Annotated in this window: 16 protein-coding genes; 5 read left to right on the forward strand and 11 right to left on the reverse strand. The window is 61.1% G+C overall.

The features are described 5' to 3' along the window. Positions 1 to 50 precede the first annotated feature (50 nt). Both ACK3SC_RS14660 and ACK3SC_RS14665 read right to left on the reverse strand, forming a co-directional pair. Positions 51 to 3,869 (reverse strand): PAS domain S-box protein, encoded by a 3,819-nt coding sequence (locus ACK3SC_RS14660; protein ID WP_416840939.1) that lies wholly within the window; start codon positions 3,867 to 3,869, stop codon positions 51 to 53. Between the two features lie 708 nt (positions 3,870 to 4,577). Beyond that, entirely contained in the window at positions 4,578 to 5,480 is a 903-nt protein-coding gene (locus ACK3SC_RS14665; RefSeq protein WP_416840941.1) for a helix-turn-helix transcriptional regulator, read from the reverse strand. A gap of 140 nt (positions 5,481 to 5,620) precedes the next feature. Here ACK3SC_RS14665 and ACK3SC_RS14670 point away from each other — a divergent pair, with 140 nt between their 5' ends. Continuing rightward, positions 5,621 to 7,018 carry an FAD-binding oxidoreductase gene (locus ACK3SC_RS14670; protein WP_416840942.1) on the forward strand — a complete coding sequence of 466 codons (1,398 nt, stop codon included), beginning with the start codon at positions 5,621 to 5,623 and terminating at the stop codon, positions 7,016 to 7,018. A gap of 11 nt (positions 7,019 to 7,029) precedes the next feature. On the opposite strand, the gene ACK3SC_RS14675 is transcribed toward ACK3SC_RS14670, so the two are convergent. The 3 genes from ACK3SC_RS14675 to ACK3SC_RS14685 all read right to left on the reverse strand — a co-directional run bounded on the left by ACK3SC_RS14675 (position 7,030) and on the right by ACK3SC_RS14685 (position 9,153). Next, positions 7,030 to 7,830: an alpha/beta fold hydrolase gene (locus tag ACK3SC_RS14675; RefSeq protein ID WP_416840943.1), complete on the reverse strand. Its 801-nt coding sequence runs from the start codon at positions 7,828 to 7,830 to the stop codon at positions 7,030 to 7,032. 100 nt (positions 7,831 to 7,930) lie between these two features. Continuing rightward, the gene (locus ACK3SC_RS14680) at positions 7,931 to 8,545 is read right to left on the reverse strand and encodes a hypothetical protein (RefSeq protein WP_416840945.1); all 615 of its coding nucleotides are present in this window, start codon (positions 8,543 to 8,545) and stop codon (positions 7,931 to 7,933) included. A 308-nt stretch (positions 8,546 to 8,853) separates the two neighbouring features. Beyond that, on the reverse strand, positions 8,854 to 9,153 hold the full coding sequence (locus ACK3SC_RS14685) for a hypothetical protein (protein ID WP_416840946.1): 300 nt from the start codon (positions 9,151 to 9,153) through the stop codon (positions 8,854 to 8,856). Positions 9,154 to 9,303: 150 nt separating this feature from the next. Between ACK3SC_RS14685 and ACK3SC_RS14690 the strand changes: the two genes are divergently transcribed. Together ACK3SC_RS14690 and ACK3SC_RS14695 are read left to right on the forward strand one after the other, a co-directional pair. Continuing rightward, positions 9,304 to 10,188, forward strand: coding sequence for an aldo/keto reductase (locus ACK3SC_RS14690; protein ID WP_416840947.1), 885 nt, complete (start codon positions 9,304 to 9,306; stop codon positions 10,186 to 10,188). 6 nt (positions 10,189 to 10,194) lie between these two features. After that, the gene (locus tag ACK3SC_RS14695; RefSeq protein ID WP_416840948.1) at positions 10,195 to 10,914 is read left to right on the forward strand and encodes a class I SAM-dependent methyltransferase; all 720 of its coding nucleotides are present in this window, start codon (positions 10,195 to 10,197) and stop codon (positions 10,912 to 10,914) included. 311 nt (positions 10,915 to 11,225) lie between these two features. Here the strand turns inward: ACK3SC_RS14695 and ACK3SC_RS14700 are convergent, their stop codons facing one another. From ACK3SC_RS14700 to ACK3SC_RS14725, 6 genes are all read right to left on the reverse strand, one after another. Then, positions 11,226 to 12,029 (reverse strand): HpcH/HpaI aldolase family protein, encoded by an 804-nt coding sequence (locus ACK3SC_RS14700; RefSeq protein ID WP_416840949.1) that lies wholly within the window; start codon positions 12,027 to 12,029, stop codon positions 11,226 to 11,228. A gap of 277 nt (positions 12,030 to 12,306) precedes the next feature. Next, complete coding sequence (thiD, locus tag ACK3SC_RS14705) at positions 12,307 to 13,152, reverse strand: bifunctional hydroxymethylpyrimidine kinase/phosphomethylpyrimidine kinase (RefSeq protein ID WP_416841233.1); 846 nt, start codon at positions 13,150 to 13,152, stop codon at positions 12,307 to 12,309. 27 nt (positions 13,153 to 13,179) lie between these two features. After that, complete coding sequence (gene thiM / locus ACK3SC_RS14710) at positions 13,180 to 14,010, reverse strand: hydroxyethylthiazole kinase (protein WP_416840950.1); 831 nt, start codon at positions 14,008 to 14,010, stop codon at positions 13,180 to 13,182. Further along, positions 14,007 to 14,639: a thiamine phosphate synthase gene (gene thiE / locus ACK3SC_RS14715; RefSeq protein WP_416841234.1), complete on the reverse strand. Its 633-nt coding sequence runs from the start codon at positions 14,637 to 14,639 to the stop codon at positions 14,007 to 14,009. The genes thiM and thiE overlap by 4 nt, the downstream gene beginning before the upstream one ends. Positions 14,640 to 14,743: 104 nt before the next feature. Next, positions 14,744 to 15,580 carry an ABC transporter permease subunit gene (locus ACK3SC_RS14720; protein ID WP_416840951.1) on the reverse strand — a complete coding sequence of 279 codons (837 nt, stop codon included), beginning with the start codon at positions 15,578 to 15,580 and terminating at the stop codon, positions 14,744 to 14,746. Continuing rightward, positions 15,577 to 16,515 carry an ABC transporter ATP-binding protein gene (locus ACK3SC_RS14725; protein WP_416841235.1) on the reverse strand — a complete coding sequence of 313 codons (939 nt, stop codon included), beginning with the start codon at positions 16,513 to 16,515 and terminating at the stop codon, positions 15,577 to 15,579. Before ACK3SC_RS14725 ends, ACK3SC_RS14720 begins: the two co-directional genes overlap by 4 nt. A 360-nt stretch (positions 16,516 to 16,875) precedes the next feature. On the opposite strand from ACK3SC_RS14725, the gene ACK3SC_RS14730 reads away from it, so the two are divergent. Both ACK3SC_RS14730 and ACK3SC_RS14735 read left to right on the forward strand, forming a co-directional pair. Then, positions 16,876 to 17,460 (forward strand): flavodoxin domain-containing protein, encoded by a 585-nt coding sequence (locus ACK3SC_RS14730; protein WP_416840953.1) that lies wholly within the window; start codon positions 16,876 to 16,878, stop codon positions 17,458 to 17,460. After that, complete coding sequence (locus ACK3SC_RS14735) at positions 17,457 to 18,320, forward strand: hypothetical protein (RefSeq protein WP_416840954.1); 864 nt, start codon at positions 17,457 to 17,459, stop codon at positions 18,318 to 18,320. The genes ACK3SC_RS14730 and ACK3SC_RS14735 overlap by 4 nt, the downstream gene beginning before the upstream one ends. Positions 18,321 to 18,323: the final 3 nt, after the last annotated feature.

The following is an 18,323-nucleotide window of genomic DNA, read 5'->3' on the forward strand; positions in this document are numbered from 1 at the left end:
GGAAGACGGTTCGCTCTCAACTGTTCGGTCCCGAGAAACCGGGACACTCACTATCTAGAGTCGTCGTCCTGGTCGTCGATGAGCATCCCGAGCAGTGTCCGTTGGCCCGCTCTGAGATGGTAGTTGAACGTCGGTTGCGTAATCGACAGCAGTGACGCGACTTCCTGCCCGTTCATGGAGCGTGGCGAGTCGAAGTACCCGCAGAAGTACGCGGTCTGGAGCACCTCTAACTGCCTGTCGGTCACTTCCGATTTGAAGTTCGCCTTGAACGTGTCTCTCGTCAACGGGGCGCGGTCACGGTCGCGTCGGGCAATCAGTTCGATGTCGGAGTACCAGCGTCGAAGCGTACGGACGAACGCACCGACGTCCGCTTGGTGGGACAACTCGACGACTGCTCTCGTCTCCTGCGGTGTCGATTCGATGGATTTCGGAATTGCCCCCTGGTCGACGAACACGCTCGCGAATACCGGCGACGCAGAGACGATTTCGAAGGAGCCACCGTCGTCGAATTCCGAAATCACGTGTACAGATTCGATGTCTGGACTCTCGCTTGCTGCGGCCACAATCGCGTCCGCGCTGGTACCGCTGGCAGTGAAGAAGATGCGCTGGTACTCCGCGCCGGGAACGAGTCCATCGAACCGGGAAACTGCACCAGTCTGACGGGCGAGTCGGGCGAGTGGGTCTCTCGTCTCTTCGGTCCGCAAGACGAGTTCCACGGCGCGGTCCGACAGGAAGCCGTGTTTGGTCTCGACTGTGTTGATGGCGTACGCGATGGTTTCGCTGAGTTCGTCGAGGACCGATTGTATCAACCGGTCGAACGCATCGTTTCGGGTCGCATACACCGTCAGGACGCCGTAGGTGTGACCATCGTAGATGAGCGGGACGCTCATCACAGACTGATACCCACTGGCGAGCGCCTCTCTGCGCCACGGCTCTTCTCGAAGTCTATCGGCAACCGACCGAACGACAACCGGTTCGAGCGTCGATGCCGCGATTCTCGACGGTTCCGTCTCGTCGTCGATGTCAGCGAGCGCGGGGAGATACCCTCGTTCTGACCCTGCCGAACACTTCGGCGTGACCGTCCCCCCGTCTACCGAACCAATCCAGGCGAACGCCACCCGTTCGGGTTCGACGAGCCGTTCACAGACACCCCGTTCGATGTCGCTCCGAGTTTCGCCCATCACGAGGACGTGCTCGACGTTTCGAATCTGCTCGTTGATTTCGTGGAGGTTTTCGAGCCGTGCGGTCTGTTCTCGAAGGCTCCGTTCACGGTTTCGAAGCATCTCTTCGCGTTCGACTCTGTCGAACGTCTCTTCTGCAGTCGCACCGAGAAGTTCGGCCAACTCGACCATATCGTCCGTCACCGACTGGCTACCCTGTGTCTCTGCGACGAACAGGCCGTGGCCACCGAGCGGAACGGTTAGCTCGCCGTCGTCGATGCCGATTGACCCGGTGGTTTCTTCGACGAACTGTTTCCAGTAGCCCGAATCGGGGCCATAGCGATGTCGTTTCGCTGCCGTGTCGTTCTCCCCGGCGATTGCGGCCGGATAGAGGTCGCCCGCTCGTTCGTCGAAGAGCAGAACCGAGACGGATGAGAGGCCGAGAACGTCGATTCCAGCGTCGACGACGATGTCTGCGACTTGCGCTTTTGTCTCGGCGGTGAGTAACTCGCGACTCGACCGATGGAGTGCGGTGAGCGTCAGCTCTTTTCGACGGAGTTCCGTGATGTCGGTTGCGACACCGATGACGTATTCGACGGTTTCGTCGTCTCCGTAGACCGGTTCGTACCACGCTTCGAACGTGACGTCGTCGAGTTCGACGATAGAGTATATCCGTTCGCCGTCGAGTGTGCGGTTGGCGATATCGATGATAGCGGGGTACTGACTATACAGGTCGTATATAGACTGTCCGACGACTTCACCCGGTTCGAACCCAAGTACATCGAGTCCGCGACCTTCGGAGAGCGTGAACAATCCGTCAGCGTCGAACATGAAGTGGATGAGTGGCGCGTTCTCGACGACGATTCGGAGCTCTGTTTCTTTGTCTCGAAGCGCCTGTTCTTGCGCTTCGAGTTCGGTGATGTTGTGGATGCTGTAGAGGCGCGTCCCACCTTGAATCGAAACTGGCGATATCGTGATGAGAACAGTGTGTTCGTTGCCGTCCGCGTCACTAACGACGCGTTTGATGTTCTCGACGACGTCATCTGGTCCGAAGTCGTCGGGTACCGGGTCGCCACCGAGGAGGTTGTCGACAGATTCTCGCGCCAGAATATCGTCTGCCGAGTCACCGAAGATGAAGTCCACGTTCGGACAGACGTAGGTGAACCGCCCTTCATCGTCGGTGATGAACACCGTATCCGTGATGTTGCTCAGGGTGGTCCGGTGGAGTTCTTCGGACGCTCGAAGCTCCTGTTCGAGGTGTTTCTGTTCGGTGATATCCGTGGCAACCCCGACCATTCGTAGCGGGCTGCCGTCGTCGTCTTTGTACAGTTCTCCCCGCCCCCCAATCCACCGTGTCGTCCCGTCGGGGAGAACGATTCGATGGTCGACCGAGTACGGTTCGGACTCTTCGAGCGTGTGTTTGAGGCTTCGAGCCACGTCGGGTAAGTCATCGGGATGGACGCGATTGATGAACCCTTCGTACGTTCCTTCGAACTCGGTCGGGTCGATTCCGAACAATCGACTGGTCGGCCCCCACCAGACGACTTCGTCTGTCGCAATCTCCCAGTCCCAGATACCCGTGTTCGTGCCTTCGAGCGCGAGGTTGAGACGTGTGTTCGCTTCTTCCAGTTCACGCGTTCGCTCTTTCCGACTGGTGATATCTGTTGCCACACCAGTCAGCCGAATCGGATTCCCCTCGTCATCTTCGTACACTTCTCCACGCCCTTCGAGCCATCGGGTTTCGCCAGCGGGCGTTCGGATTCGGTGCTCGACGACGTATGGGTCGGACCCGTCGAACGACGCCTGAATAGCCTGCTCGACGTACGACTGGTCGTCGGGATGGACTCTGTTCAAGAATCCTTCGTAGGTTCCGTCGAACTCGTCGGGGGCCAGTCCAAACAACCGATTCATCGGTCCCAGCCAGACGACTTCGTCGGTTTCGATGTCCCAGTCCCAGATGCCGGTATCGGTCCCGTCGAGGGCGTGGCTCACCCGGTCGAACGCGTTAGCGTGTTCCCACTCGGCGGCCGTCCGCTCGGCCGCTAACCGATTTCGCTCCGAGAGGTCCCGAACCACACAGATCGTCCCACTCCACGCTCCGTCGAGCGGGTACGGCGTGAAGGCACACTCGACGGGAATCGTCGTCCCGTCCTGTCGCGTCAGATTGGTTTCGATAATTCGGCGTTCCCCGGGTTGTAGCTCGTCACGAATACTGACGGCCGTCGATACCGTTTCCTCGTTGACGGCGACGGAGACGTGCTCGCCCAGCAACGCCTCCGGTTCGCCCCCGACCAACTCGGCGTATGCCTCGTTCACCAACACGAATTCGAACCGCTCGTCGAGAACGTAGATACCCGCTACCATCGATTCGATAACCGTCTCGTACCGTTCGAGTTCCGCCTGTCGGTGTACCTCGTCCGTGACGTCGCTGACGGAGACAGTCACACCATCGGCAGCGGGATAGATTCGCGTTTCGTACCAGGCATCGAGTGGTTCGTACGTCTCCCTGAACCGTACTGGTTCCTGGGTTTCGAACGCCCGGGGGACTTCCGTCGAAATCCGAGACGCCGCCGCTCGCGGCGAACTCTCCCAAATCACAGTGCCGATGAGGTCCTCACTGAATCCTGGTGGTCGGTACGCAGCGAGCGCTGATTCGTTCGCGTAGGTCACGTGATACGCTGTATCGAGTGCGAAAACTGCGTCATCCACACGGTCGAGCGTCGAAAAGACCTCGCGACAACGGTCATCGAACGCTCCGCTTTCCGAGTCGGTATCGTCCCGAGTACTCTCATCCGGTTGTCTCTCTTCCAACACCTCTCACCATCTGCAGAGAGGGCCCCAGTGGTAATCATGTAAGCGGTCGAACTAGTATACTGTCCCGTGGATTTCCTGTTTCGCAGATAATCATCCGTTCCTGTCTACAGGAGAAACAGAGCGTTCTGTCGGTACGGCTCTCGATTTCCCCCGAAGCGGGTGGCGGACCGAACGGGAAAAGTACCCAATCTACGTCGGGGTCACTCTAGGTACGTAGCCTCACCTCGAAACGGATGCTTACTGTTGAGTGAGTGATGACTTACCGAGTGGACCCTTGTGAGAATCTGTGGAACGAGCAGGAATTCGTCCTGAGTCGTCCCAACCACGACCACGCTGAACCACCGACGCGGGTGTCGTGGGTGCCTTCGAAGCGCACGATGGGACGCCACACTGTTCAACCCACACGAACGAGCACAGAATCAGAGGCACACCACCAACCATGCGAATCGGGGTCGCCCCCGAATAACCATGTCGAACGCCGCGAACGGCCGTGACGCATTACACACGAACTGGGCACTGTGTCACCTCCTATTGGCGGTCTTCGGCGTTTGTTCCCCTCACCTCGTCTGCTGAGCGCTTTCTTCCGAGACGAAACCAACACCCTTAGGCACGCGAGTCGAACGGCTCTGAATCCGCTCTCAGTGATTCGTAGACGCGTTCGCCCCACTGGCGTGCGATGGGGGCGTCGGTATCGACGAACACCTGCATGAGCCCCGTCGACCTGTCGTATCCACCGATACCGATACGGTCGTCGAACAGAACAAGCCCGTACGGGAGTTCATCGCGCGTCCGGAGGGTCAGATGACCACGCTCGATTGCTTCGCTGGCGTGTTCTGGATAGGTTTCGAAGAGTTTCTCGACTATCGATGGGAGATATATCAGCTCGGTCTCTGTCTCTTCGAACACCTGCTGGTGGAACTCTCCGAGGACCAGCGGTGCCATGTGCGTGGTGTTGAACCCACGGAGTGTCCGAGACGCACGGGCGAGTTCGATGAATCGTTCGACAGGTCGGTACGGGTCTTCGGGTTCCGCCGTGGTCACTGTTGCGTCCACGAACGGTTCGACGAAGAACTCGTCGTGGTCGTCACAGATGGCGTCGAGAAGCGGTGTGAGTCGATGAGCGGTTCGGACGTTCGCTTCGAATCGAAGGAGTTCTTCTGCGATGGCCGTGCCGCGACCGGTCAACTGGACCCGGTGGTCGATGCGTTCTCCGAGTCCCGCCGTATCTAACCACTGTGTGAACCGGTGGCTGGTCGCCTTCGAAACGTCGAGGCGCTCTTCTATCTCTCTCCTGTCGCGTGGGCCGTCGAGAAGCAGTTCGAGAAGTGGCCGATGACGAACGATATCGACGAGTTCCTCTGTGGAGACACGGTCGCCTTCCTCCGCCAACCGCTGGCCGAGATGGCGACGGTTCCGTGCGTTGTCGAGGAGGGCGTCTACAATCGACGCACTCGGTGTCCGAGATACGTCGTCGTTCTCGTCCTGAGAGCCACCCGATGTGTGCATGCGAATGACTCTCTAGTAGGTCAGTGACGGTACTAACTCTATCCATCGTACGACAGGATTCTCACGGTCTGAAACGTATCTCACGACAGGACACGCGTTTCGGTAGGTGAGGCTAACGCCATGCGACCTAATATCATGGTATGTCAGTTGACCTCGTCACCGACCAGCAAAGAGAGGAGTTCGCAGCGTCGCTCCACGGCGAACTGATTCTCCCGACCGACGCGGAATACGACGACGCGCGGGCGATATGGAACGGGATGATAGACAAACACCCGGCGTTAATCGCTCGATGTCGAGGCGTCGCAGACGTCGTCAGTGCGATCACGTTCGCTCGGGAGAACGACCTCCTCGTGGCGATTCGGGGCGGTGGCCACAACGTCGCTGGGACAGCGCTCTGTGACGACGGACTCGTCATCGACCTCTCGGAGATGCGGAGCGTCCGTGTCGACCCAGACCGACGAACCGCGTGGGTGCAAGCAGGCGCGACGTGGGCTGACGTCGACCGCGAGACCCAGTTGTTCGGACTCGCAGCACCCGGTGGCGTCGTCTCAGAGACTGGCGTCGCGGGTCTGACACTCGGCGGCGGACTCGGCCACCTTCGCCGCAAATACGGTCTCAGTTGTGACAACCTCCGTGCTGTCGAACTCGTCACTGCCGACGGCGAATTCGTGACGGCGAGTGCTGACACCAATCCAGACCTCTTCTGGGCGCTGCGTGGTGGTGGTGGCAATTTCGGTGTCGTCACCGGATTCGAGTTCGACCTCCACCCAGTCGGTCCGGAAGTCGCGAGCTGTCTGGTCTTTTACGACGCCAAGGACCCTGCTGGAATCCTCGAAGCGTACCGCGAGTACACGGAGCGTGCTCCCGAGGAGGTCAGCACAGTCGCATTCGCTGGTGTGTTACCCGACGAAGAACTGTTCCCCGACGCGGTAGACGTTCCGAAGATTGGTATCATCGGGTGTTACGCTGGTCCGGCGGAAGCGGGAGTCGAAGCACTGGCACCGCTTCGAGAGTTCGGTGAGCCACTCGCAGACTTCAGCGACGTTGTCTCGTACGCCGACTTCCAGCAAGTCCTCGACGAGGATTACCCCGATGGGATGCGCTACTACTGGAAATCGCTCTACCTCGACGGACTCTCCGACAGCGCGATCGAGCGAATTGCCTCCTGGGCCGACGCTGCTCCGTCACCGCTTTCGACCGTCGATATCTGGCACCTTGGCGGGGCAATCACAGACATCGACGTGAGCGAGAGTGCCTTCGCTGGGCGTCACGCACCGTTCCTCCTCGGCATCGAAGCAAACTGGGAGGACCCCGATACCGACGACGAAAACGTCGCGTGGGTTCGCGACTTCATCGACGATATGCAGGAGTTCTCCGATGGCTCGGTGTATCTGAACTTCCCCGGATTCTTCGAAGAAGGAGACGAGATGATGGAAACCACGTTCGGGTCGGCGTACGAGCGACTCGTGCGCGTCAAAGACGAATACGACCCGACGAACCTGTTCCGGGTGAATCAGAACATCAAGCCGTCGATGTAATCGTCAAGCCGTCAGCGTAGTCGGCACCACTGCAGGAACCCTCGCAACTCGGCATACGCGGCGTCGTACTGGTCGCGAAATACGCAATGACCGGCGTCAGGGACGTGGACGAGGCGGCCATTGCGTAACGTGGACGCGACAGCGAGGTCGTTGGCCCGCCCAGCGGTGTCGTCGTCGGCTTTCAACACGAGTGTTGGCGCGGTGATGCTGGGAAAGGAGTCTGCTGCACTCGGAAATCCTGACCGGACGATTTCGGCTATCTCTGGCCGGCATTCGGTTCGTGCAACGGCGAGGCGTCGGGCGAGAGTGGGCCGCGTCTCGGCGTACTCAGCTTCGATATCGTCTACTGTGCGGTTCGACCACTCGCGGACGTTTTCGCGGACCGAAGTTACTCGCTCTTCGGGGGTCGCATCCTGTCTCTCGAGCATTCCTGCTGGGTCTTCGAGGACGACTGCTCGCGGAAGTTCAGGGTGGGTTGCAGCCGCAGCGGCGACTGTGTTCCCGCCCATCGAATGTCCGAGGAGAATCGGGTCGTCGAGCGACAGTGCATCGACGACGTTCACGAGGTCAGCAACCCGGTCTTCGATGGCATACCCTGTCTGGGGAGCGTCCGAGCGGCCGTGTGCGCGGGCGTCGTAGGCAACGACGTCGTAGTCTCCTGCAAGGTCCGAAATGAGCGGTTCCCAACAACGACCATTGTCGGTGAACCCGTGTGCCATAACGAGCGGTGGGCCGGCTCCGGTCCGGTAATACTGTATCGTCACGCCATTCGAATCGACTGTCCCTGTCGTCCAGTCGTCGGGAACGTCCATCGTGTCGAACTGTCACGCGGTCGATTAAAAATGGCATCCTCGTCACTCGACTATCGCAGGACATTCCGAGAACGAGTCGAATACAGGCGAAGACTCGTCTTCAGCAGCAGAGACGGCGTTCGAACAGCCGACTGACTGCGAAGACGGCGACGGCCATCACGCCCGCAGCAACCGTCACATCGAAGAGCGTAATCGGAATCGTCGCCGCCGCGAACGGGTTCTCGCCACCGACAGCGAAGAACGACATCATCGTCTCTTGTCCGCCGAATCCGAGGAGGAAGACGCCGGTGAAGGCGGCGACAGCGAACGGCCCCGTGACCAGACTGAACAGCGAGGCCATGTCTTCGATATCGAGAAGACGGCGGGCTTGGCGTTCTGTCAGTGACCCGCGGTTCCGAATCCGTCTCACGCCAACGTATATCAGACACAGCGCCGCGACGACCTCGATCGCACCGGCGTACGCGCCTAAGAGGAGAATCTTCGGTGTCGATGCCAGCGGGTCGCCCGTCGAAAAGAGCGCGCGTGTCGATTCCGGGAGGGCCAGGGCCAGCGGGAAGACCACTGCTAGCCCGGCGAGGATGAGACTCTGCCAGGCGAGTTTCCGTGACAGTGGCTGTTTGAACAAACTGCGTCGGCGAATCCGAAGGCGCTCGTATGTCGAACCGCTGAGAAGTGCGGTCGCAATCGGGTCATCGATCCGTTCGTCGGTGTCCATACTCTACAGTCGGCGGTCTGCTAGCGGGTGTTAAAACTCAGTCGGTTGTAAAATGCGTCCGAAACGATGACCGTTCAATGCGGTGAGACGAACCACTGGAACGCAAAACGGCCGACATGGAAGTGAACCATCCTCGTTTACCCCTCCAAACGACCCATGTCACCCGAACGTGTGACTGCTAGATTCACACATACAGAACTGAACGTCTGCGTGTGATTATGCGGTACCCTTCCCTCCTGTCCACCGATGAAAAACAGTTATCTAGCCAATATGAATCGTCGGGCGCACCGCGCCCAGCGGTTCGAATATTACGCTAACGGTTCTTCGGGAAGTTTCGACTCGATTTCTTCGAGGAAGTATATCTCGGGTTCACCGATGACGCCGGCGTCTTCCATCACGTCCTTGAGGTCCGACTCTTCGAGGAACTTCTGTGCGTCTTCCATCGTATCCCAGTCGAACACCATGACGAGGTCGTTCGAATCTTCAGCGGTCCGGAACAGACGGTACCCCTGCGATCCATACTCGTTCCGGGTACTATCGTGGTTGTCAAAGTACGGTTTCCACGAGTCGTAATCTTTGACGGCATGTTTGACGAGAATTGCTGGCATTTCCACCACCGATACTACTGACACTCCCTGACACGAAATACTCGCTAGATTCGTGTGTGCGGCCAGTCACGGCTCCCGACAGACCGAAAGACAAGAGTGGCGTTCGGGTGGTGACACACGTTTTTGGTGGTCGCCAGTGACTGTGTATGTATGAAGACACGACCGCTTGGTGCGATTGGCCACGACAGCAGCATCATGACGTTCGGGACGATTGCGCTCAACTGGCTCGAACAGGAGGGTGCCGACCAGATGGTCGAACTCGTCCTCGACCGGGGAGTCAATCACTTCGACGTCGCGCCCATGTACGGAGACGCCGAGCTGAAGTTAGGGCCGAAGCTTCGGCAACACCGCGACGAAATCTTCCTCGGGTGTAAGACCCAGGAGCGAACCTACGAGGGAGCGAAACGAAAGCTCGAGCAGTCGCTCAATCGACTCGGTGTCGACTACATCGACCTCTATCAGGTTCACGGCCTCGAATACGAGGAGGAACTCGACACCATCACGGGTGCGGGTGGGGCACTGGAAGCGTTCCGCGAGGCCAAAGACGAGGGCCGCATCGGCCACATCGGGGTGACGAGTCACAGCGGACCCCAACTCATCCTCGACGCGATCGACCGCATCGACGACCTCGAATCGCTGATGTTCCCGATGAATCCAGTCGTCGTGGGGAAAGACGACGCAGACCACGATTACGAAGCGGTGCTCGAACGCGCCACCGAGGAAGGAATCGGGACGCTCGGAATCAAGGCGTTCGCGAAGGGACCGTGGCCGTCCACAGACGAACTCCCCGAGACAGACCGACCTTACGCGAACTGGTACGAACCGGTCGACACACCGCGAGAAATCGAAGAACGGTTCGACTTCGCTGCTGCACAGGGACTGACGAGCGTCGTCAGTATGGGCGACCCAAAGCTGATGGCGATGGTTCTCGACGCGGCAACTCGGTACGACGGCATGGACGAATCCGCACAGCGGTCGCTCGTCGAACGGGTGCGTCACGACGAGAGTCCGGTCCCCGAGCAACTCCATCACTGACCGAGGATGGACGTTCCGACGACGGTTTCCACCGCGCTCGAAGACCGACCAGTCAACGGTGCAGTCTGTCTCGAAGCGGGTGCTGGAGTCGGCAACACGACTGCCGGGTTGCTCGCAGCGGGCGCGAGTCGCGTCTACGCCATCACGAACGACGCCGACCACGCGGCAACCGTCGAAGAACGCGTCGCCAGCGACGACCCAGACCGAACCGCTGTGGTACACGCAGACCTCCGCAGCCTGCCGCTTGCAGACGACTCAGTCGAGATAATCACCGCGCACGGCCTGTTCAACGTCGTCTCACCCGAGTCCCTCGATGCAATCGGACACGAATTGACTCGGGTCGCCGCACCGGGATGTCACCTCGTCGTCGACGACTACGAACCGCTCCCGGACGGCGCGAGGATGCATGACCTGTTCGCGCTCGAAAACGCCGTCTCCGAACTAGCCACCGGACGCCCTGCACTGACCTTCTATCCCTCGAACGTCCTCCGACAGTTCTTCGTCGGGTCCGGCTGGCAGTTCGACAGAACGCGAACGCTCCTCGACCCGGTTCCGTGGACAGCGAACCACGTACGGGCCCACGCGAACGTAGTTCGGTCACTCGCATCCAAACTACCGGCCGAACTGGGTGACTCGATGGTGAAACAGGCAGACAGTCTCGTGATGGCTATCGGTGACGAATCGGTCGGTGAGATGTACAGCGTCGCGTTTCAGTACGTCGAGTAAGCGTCGTCAGGTTCGAGTGAGCGCTGTCACAGTCGAGTGAGCGCTGTCACAGTCGAATGAGCGCCGTCACGGTCGAGTGAGCGCTGCCGCCAACGACCCAGTACGCTCAGACACAGAAGTGAGTCAAAGATTACATAAAATCGCTTCAGGGAGCATTTTTGGGCTGCTGCACCGACACGAGAGACAGAGAGCGGTGTCGGTTCTTCCCTGCCCTGTCTGGCGTCGGCCCTCCACACCCGAGACGACTATCGCCCACACTTCTCTTTCGGCACCTCTCTCAGCACCTCTTTCGGCAGTTCTCTCGATACTTCTCAGCGTTCGTCCGACCGATGGCCGTCGTATCCATCGAACCACCCTTCGACGACGCCTTTGAGCGCACCGGTGGTACTCCCGAGATTGAGCATCTGGTAGCCGTTCTGCGCTTTCTCGTTCACGTCGTCCATCCCGAACCCGAGTCCACCGACCGGGACACCCGCATCGACGGCGGTCGAGCGAATCGTCTCGACTGCCTCCTGGACTTTCGGATGGTCTATCTCGCCGGGATAGCCGAGCGAGACTGAGAGGTCGAACGGGCCGATGAAGACGAATCCCAACGCTGGAACGGCCAAAATTTCGTCGAGATTCGCAAGCGATTGGCGGTTCTCGATGGTGACGCCGACCAGTGTCTCTCTGTCTTCGGTCTCGACGTAGTCCTCGGCGAGTCCCCAGCGTCGAGCGCGAGGTGATGCGAGTCCGCGGTCACCCGGGCCACCATCGTACCGGAACCGGGACGACCGAACCGCTGTTCGGACCTCCTCCGCCGATTCGACTCGCGGGAGAAACACGGTTCTCACCCCGAGGTCCAGCGCCTTCCGGACGAGTGTCGGGTCAGTGTTCGGGAGGCGGACCGCCATCTCGATTCCCGTTCGTTCGGCCGCCCGAAGCAGGTCTTCTATCGCACTCGAATCCCACGGGCTCGGTCCGCCGTGTTCGAGGTCGATCCAGACGAAGTCGAGGCCGAGGTCACCGTAGAATTCCACGAGGGCCGGACTGTAGACGCTGTCGAGGACACCCAATGCAACCGACCCGTTTTCGAATCGAGCCTTGAGACCGTTTGTGCGTTGCAGCTCATCCATGGCAGCGATACGACAGGAGGGTGCAAAAAGGGGACCGTCCGAAACGGAGTGCTCCCATCTCTGTTCAGCATCGACCGTGTATCTCCTCGCCGTCGTCCACGTCGGTGTCGAGTCCGTCCCTGTGGTGGACGTGGGTGTGAACATCGCCGAGACGGGTTCTCTGCTGCGCTGTCTCGCTGTTTCGACCGCTTCCTGCCGAAGGTTCGCTTCGTTCGCCCCGTCGCGTTCGATATCTGCGGGGCTGAGGCCGAGTCGAGCGGTGGGGGCTCTACTGAACTTACGGCCGGTCGAGGTCACCGACCGAGACCCACTCGTTGTCAGCGTCGACGAGGTGGTTGACGCTCCCCGGGCCTCGGCCGACCACCGCTGGCGTGGAGAGTGTCGCGTGGGTGACCTCGACGCCGCGTTCGACGGCTGTCGGCAGGTCGTCGCCGTGAGCAAGTCTCGCGGCGATTGCGCTGGAGAGCGTACAGCCAGACCCGTGTGTCGCGTCGGTGTCGATACGTGGATTGGTGTACGTCGTCGTCTCGTCGGGCGTGACGAGTGAGTCGACGACCGACCCATCGCCCGTCTCGACGTGGCCGCCTTTCAGGAGCACGGCGTCCGCTCCCCAGTCGAAGAACTGCTCGGCGGCAGTTCGGATTCGGTCGGGTGTGTCGGGGACGATACCAGTGAGTTCAGCCGTCTCGTCTGCGTTCGGCGTCACGAGCGCCGCCTGCTCGAACAGGTCGGTGTAGGCGTCGATAGCACCCTCGTCGAGCAATCGGTCGCCAGACGTGGCGACCATCACCGGGTCGACGACGACCGGACCGTCGTACGCCTGCAGGCATACGGCGACCACCTCGACGGCCGGTTTCGTGGCCAGCATCCCGAGTTTGACGGCACCGACGTCGAAGTCGTCGTGGACAGCGTCGAACTGGGCGCGAATCGCGTCTGGCGGAAGCACCCGCGTGTCGGTCACGCCGCAAGAGTTCTGGGCGGTCACGCCGACGACCACCGACCCGCCGTAGACGCCGAGGCGGGTCATCGTCTTCAGGTCGGCCTGAATACCCGCGCCACCGCCCGAGTCGCTGGATGCGATGGTGAGTGCGTACGGCGGCGTCTCCGGGGCCGGCGACTGCACGCCGGAACTCGTCCGTTCCGTCACGGGTCACACCTCGATTCGGTGGATTCGGTCGGAGACGTCGAGGGAACTGTCTGCGAGACCCGACACGGCGTCGAGGAACGCCACCTTGTAACTCGCGGGGCCGTGATGCGTTCCGAATCGACAGTCTGCAGCCAGTTCGCCAGCGAGGCCGTACGACGCCGTCCCTGCTAGCGACGCCCGAAGTGGGTCGTCCAGCGCGGCGGCGAAAACGGCGAGCGTCACGCCCTGCATACACCCCGTTCCGACGACGTTCCCCATCATCTCGTGGCCGGTGTGGACTTCGTAGGCTGCCTCGTCTGTGGCGACGATGTCGGTCTCACCGGACGCGACGACCACGGCACCCGTCTCGCGGGCGCACGCGATGGCCGAGACGGCGATGTCGCCGTACTCACCGACCGATTCGACGCCGCGAACCTCCGCGTCTTCGCCCGCGAGTGCAGCTATCTCGCCGTAGTTTCCGTTGAGTACGTCCACGTCGAGGTCCGAGACGAGCCGGTTCGCCACGCGGGTCCGAGTCGGTGTCGCCCCGACGCCGACTGGGTCGACGACGAGGGGAACGTCGTTCTCGTTTGCCGCCGTTCCGGCGGTCAACATCGTCTCCTCGCCGCGCTCGCTCACGGTGCCCATGTTCAGCAAACACCCGTCCGAGAGCGCGACCATGTCGGCGACTTCACGGGCGTCGTCCGACATCACCGGGAGACCGCCCCAGTGGAGCGTGATGTTCGCGACGTCGTTGACCGTCACCTCGTTCGTCACCGCGTTGACGAGGGGTTCGGCGGATTCCACTGCATCGAGTGTCGCCGAGAGCGAGACGTCGAGCTCTGAGACGGTCATCGTCGTTCCCTCCCTGCTTCGACGGCGGTCGCGAGAGTTCGTGTCGCCCGTTCTGGATTTGACGCGTCGGTAATCGCAGAGACGACGGCGACGCCGTCGGCCCCCGCCGTGACTACGTCGACGGCGTTTTCCGGGGTTATCCCTCCGATTCCGACGACCGGAATCGAGACGGCATCAGCGATTGCGGCGACAGTCTCGACGCCGATTTCCGACTGTTCGGGAGTCGTCTCCTTCGACGACGTCTGGAAGACGGCACCGACGCCGAGGTAGTCGGCACCGGCCTTCGCTGCGGCCGTCGCGTCCGCGACGGTCGACACCGACCGACCGACGAGTGCGTCGTCGCCCAACTGTGCGCGTGCCACCTCGACCGGAACGTCGTCGTCGCCGAGGTGGACGCCGTCCGCGTCGACTGCCGCGGCGATGTCGACCCGGTCGTTGACGACGAACGTAACGTCCGCATCGGCGGTCATCGAACGGAGTTCGCGAGCGAGTTCGTAGCGCTCTCTGGCAGATGCGTGTTTCTCTCGAAGCTGTACGACGTCGATACCGCCGGCGATGGCGGACGACACCACCTCGACCGTCGAGCGCGACCCGGACAGGTCTGACTGGGTGACGAGGTAGGTGCCCATCGAGATATTCATCAGTTGTAGTAATCAGTGTTATCGCGAGCTGACAAAACAGTTGCCCCTGTCGTCGGTGTCGAAACAGAGAAATCCGATTCGGCGGGGGTGGTTCAGTTCAGGTCGGCCCGTCGGAACACCGTGAAGCCGACGGCGAGCGGGATCGCCGTCCACGCGGCGAGGACGAGTGCGAAGACCCACCATTGAGCGTAGATGGGAACGGGCCCACCGACGAGCGTCGCCGCGCCGGGAATCGACGGGTCGCTCGCGTGCAACACCACGGTGACGAGTGCGCTGTAGGCCCCCGATGGGCTCAGCCCTTCCAGAAGCAGGTACCAACCGGGGACCGGCCCGTTCGGAAACGACCCACGGACGACGAGGTGGACACCCTGTGGAACGAGGTCCCAGAGGAGTGCGAGGACGAGATAGACGGCGATACCGATAGTCATCGCCCGCGCTCGGGTCGCCGTCGACGCAGAGATGCCGATGGCGATGCCGACGAATGCGACGCCGAGCGCTGCAGTGAGGACGAGAACTCCGAGGAACGCCACGAGGGGCAACTCTCCGTAGACGCCCCACGCGAGGATACCAGCGATGAGGACGCCGATACCGATACCCGTGACGACGACGCCACTTCGACCGACGAACTTCCCGAGGACGACGCTCCCGCGTGCCGGTTTCAGGCCGAGCAAGAGCCGAATACTCCCAGACTCCCGTTCACCGGCGATTGCGAGGTAGGCGGCAACGAGGGCGACGATCGGCACGAGCATCGCGGCGAACTCAGTCGCAGCACCGAGTCCCATGAGCACCGACGCGTCGAACTCGGGTATGAGCATCGGGACGAGCGACGTGAGGCCCATGACGAGCGCGACGACGGCGACGAGTGCCCACAGCACTCGCGACCGAACGGCGTCGTCGAACTCCTTGGTGGCGATGACCTGCCAACTCATCGGTCTCCCTCCACGACGAGTCGGTCGTCGGTCGCATGCGTGTAGGCCGAAAACAGCTCTTCGAGTGATGCTTCGTGCGTCTCGATGTCGAGTACGGCGCTCCCACCGTCCCGCACCCGGTCGATGAGTTCGACCTTGGCGGAGGGGTTAGTACAGGTCGCTCTGAGGACGCCGTCCGTGACAGTCACGTCTGCGAGTCCCGGAATCTCGCTCAGGTCGACCCCGGTAGGTGCAGCATCGACCGCCAGTGCAATCGTCGCTCCCGTCCCGACCGCGTCTCGGAGGCCGTCGATAGTGTCGATGGCGACCAGACGGCCGCGAGCGAGGATGCCGACGCGGTCACACACTGCTTCGACCTGACTGAGGATGTGTGACGAGAAGAACACTGTTCCGCCGGCGTCGGCGTGCGACCGGGCCAACTCGCGAATGTCTCGAATCCCGTCAGGGTCGAGGCCACTCGACGGCTCGTCCAGGATGAGCACGTCGGGGTCTCCGACGAGCGCCATGCCCAGCGCGAGTCGCTGCCCCATCCCCTTCGAGTACGTCCCTGCGGGGCGTGCTGCCGCATCCGACTCCAGTCCGACTCGGTCGAGAATTTCGTCCGGGTCGTCGTCGCTCTCTTTGAGCGCGATGGCGTACTCGATGTGTTTTCGGCCGGAGAGGCGATGATAGAGGCTGTAGCCGTCCGGGAGAATTCCGACCCGTTTGTGAATCGCATCTGCTTCGTCCTGTGCGTCGTATCCGAGTACCGTTGCCGACCCCGAGGTCGGGCGAACGAAATCCATCAGCATGTCGATGGTGGTCGATTTCCCCGCACCGTTCGGTCCGAGGAACCCGAACACTTCGCCTTCTTCAATGGTCAACGAGAGGTCCGACACGGCGTACACGTCAGCCCCGTACCGCTTGGTCAGCCCGTCGGTCTGGATTGCCGGCATCGTCACACACCCTCCTCCGAAGACCATGGAGCACCATCGTCGCTTTCGTCGGAGAATTGTGGGGGCCAATCAGAGTTCATGAAGGAAGAGACGGTGCTCACAGAGAAATAAACCAATTGAGGATATTACATTTCGAGAATCACCGCCCTGGGGTCCAGATGACGGTGTGACGAACTCCAGATGACGGTGTGACGAACTCTGGTGCCCGGTTTCGGGTGTGCTATTGTACAGACGCGGAAGGCCGGTAGTTTGCGGAAGGCCGGTAGTTTGATTCTCACTGTCTCTCCTCGTTCCCGCAGTCTGAGACTCTGAGACGGGAGTTATCCTCCAAGACGACGAATCTCTGGACGGTGAGTACAGATGGTGTCGATCATCGTCGTCTACGGAAGTCGTGAGGGACAAACTGCGAAAGTAGCGGGCAAAATTGTCGAGGTATTCGACAGACGCGGACACGACGCAACCGCCGTCGCTGTCGAAGATGTCGATACCGAGACTGCGCTCGATTCGTTCGACGCGATACTGGTTGGGTCGTCGATTCACCTGGGCAAGCACGCGAAGACGGTGTACGAGTTCGTCCGCGAGAACCGTGACGTCCTCGACGCACGGCCGAACGCGTTCTTCCAGGTGTCGTTGTCGTCTGCCGTGCCAGACGAAGAGAAACAGGCCGAGGCGGCCGGGTACATCGACGAGTTCGTCGAAGCGACTGACTGGCACCCCGATCGAATCGCCAAATTCGGTGGGGCGCTTCGCTACTCCGAGTACGGGTTCCTCACGCGCTACATGATGAAGCGCATCGCCAAAGACGCCACCGGTGATACGGACACGTCACGCGACTACGAGTACACAGATTGGGACGAAGTCGAGGCATTCGCCACTGATTTCGCCGCACTCGTCGAGACGGGTGACACCGCCGCCGGCGGAGAACCTGAGGAGACGCAGGCGTGAGTTCACCAGCCGTTTCAGTTCCTCGGTCGTCCATCGTTGCGTCGGTTCTGACGCTCGGACTGGCCGTCGTCGCGACTGTCGTCGGACTCTTCGTCTCCGACTTCTACCGTGACGCACCGGAACTCGTCGCACAACTGTACGGACAAGACGCGCTGACGCTCGTCGTCGCGCTGCCCGCCCTCGCGGGGTCGCTGTACGTCGCCGCCCGTGGGTCGCTTCGGGGGTACGTCGTCTGGCTTGGTGTGACCGGCTATCTCCTCTACACGTACGCGTCGTACGCGTTCATGACCGCGTTCAACGAACTCTACCTCGTCTACGTCGCACTGTTCGGACTGACGTTGTTCACACTCGTCGGTGGGATACTCCGCCTCGACGCGACGACCCTTCGGGAGACGATGGGCGACCATCCAGTTCGTTCGTACGTCGCGTTTCAGGTGGCGGTCGCCGTGGTCGTCGCCGGACTCTGGTTGTCCGAAATCATTCCGGCCACGTTGGCGGAGACTATCCCGTCGAGCATCCGCGAGATGGGTGTGCCGGTGAACGTCATTCACTCGCTGGACCTCGCCGTCTTCCTCCCAGCGCTCGCCGTGACTGCGTACTGGTTGTGGCGCGGTGAGACACGAGGCTACGCACTGACCGGCATTCTGCTCGTCAAAGCGACGACGCTCGGGCTAGCCGTCCTGTCGATGGTCGTCTTCATGGCCCTCGACGGACAGACCGTGGTCGTTCCCCAGGTGGTCACCTTCGGTGCGTTCAGTCTTGTCGGCATCGTGCTTGTGTGGCGGTTCGTCTCCGCAATCGGGGCAAATTCGGTCACAACGTCGACTCGGACACCTGCCTCGTCCGGGGAGATTCGGTAGAAA

The organism is Haloferax sp. DFSO52 (assembly GCF_048158745.1).
Classification (GTDB): Archaea; Halobacteriota; Halobacteria; order Halobacteriales; family Haloferacaceae; genus Haloferax.

Coding starts and splice junctions, on each gene's coding strand:
- ACK3SC_RS14665 (WP_416840941.1), bottom strand. CDS start 5,480: ATGCACACATCGGGTGGCTCTCAGGACGAGAACGACGACGTATCTCGG.
- ACK3SC_RS14670 (WP_416840942.1), top strand. CDS start 5,621: ATGTCAGTTGACCTCGTCACCGACCAGCAAAGAGAGGAGTTCGCAGCG.
- ACK3SC_RS14675 (WP_416840943.1), bottom strand. CDS start 7,830: ATGGACGTTCCCGACGACTGGACGACAGGGACAGTCGATTCGAATGGC.
- ACK3SC_RS14680 (WP_416840945.1), bottom strand. CDS start 8,545: ATGGACACCGACGAACGGATCGATGACCCGATTGCGACCGCACTTCTC.
- ACK3SC_RS14685 (WP_416840946.1), bottom strand. CDS start 9,153: ATGCCAGCAATTCTCGTCAAACATGCCGTCAAAGATTACGACTCGTGG.
- ACK3SC_RS14690 (WP_416840947.1), top strand. CDS start 9,304: ATGAAGACACGACCGCTTGGTGCGATTGGCCACGACAGCAGCATCATG.
- ACK3SC_RS14695 (WP_416840948.1), top strand. CDS start 10,195: ATGGACGTTCCGACGACGGTTTCCACCGCGCTCGAAGACCGACCAGTC.
- ACK3SC_RS14700 (WP_416840949.1), bottom strand. CDS start 12,029: ATGGATGAGCTGCAACGCACAAACGGTCTCAAGGCTCGATTCGAAAAC.
- thiM (WP_416840950.1), bottom strand. CDS start 14,010: ATGACCGTCTCAGAGCTCGACGTCTCGCTCTCGGCGACACTCGATGCA.
- thiE (WP_416841234.1), bottom strand. CDS start 14,639: ATGGGCACCTACCTCGTCACCCAGTCAGACCTGTCCGGGTCGCGCTCG.
- ACK3SC_RS14720 (WP_416840951.1), bottom strand. CDS start 15,580: ATGAGTTGGCAGGTCATCGCCACCAAGGAGTTCGACGACGCCGTTCGG.
- ACK3SC_RS14725 (WP_416841235.1), bottom strand. CDS start 16,515: ATGCCGGCAATCCAGACCGACGGGCTGACCAAGCGGTACGGGGCTGAC.
- ACK3SC_RS14730 (WP_416840953.1), top strand. CDS start 16,876: ATGGTGTCGATCATCGTCGTCTACGGAAGTCGTGAGGGACAAACTGCG.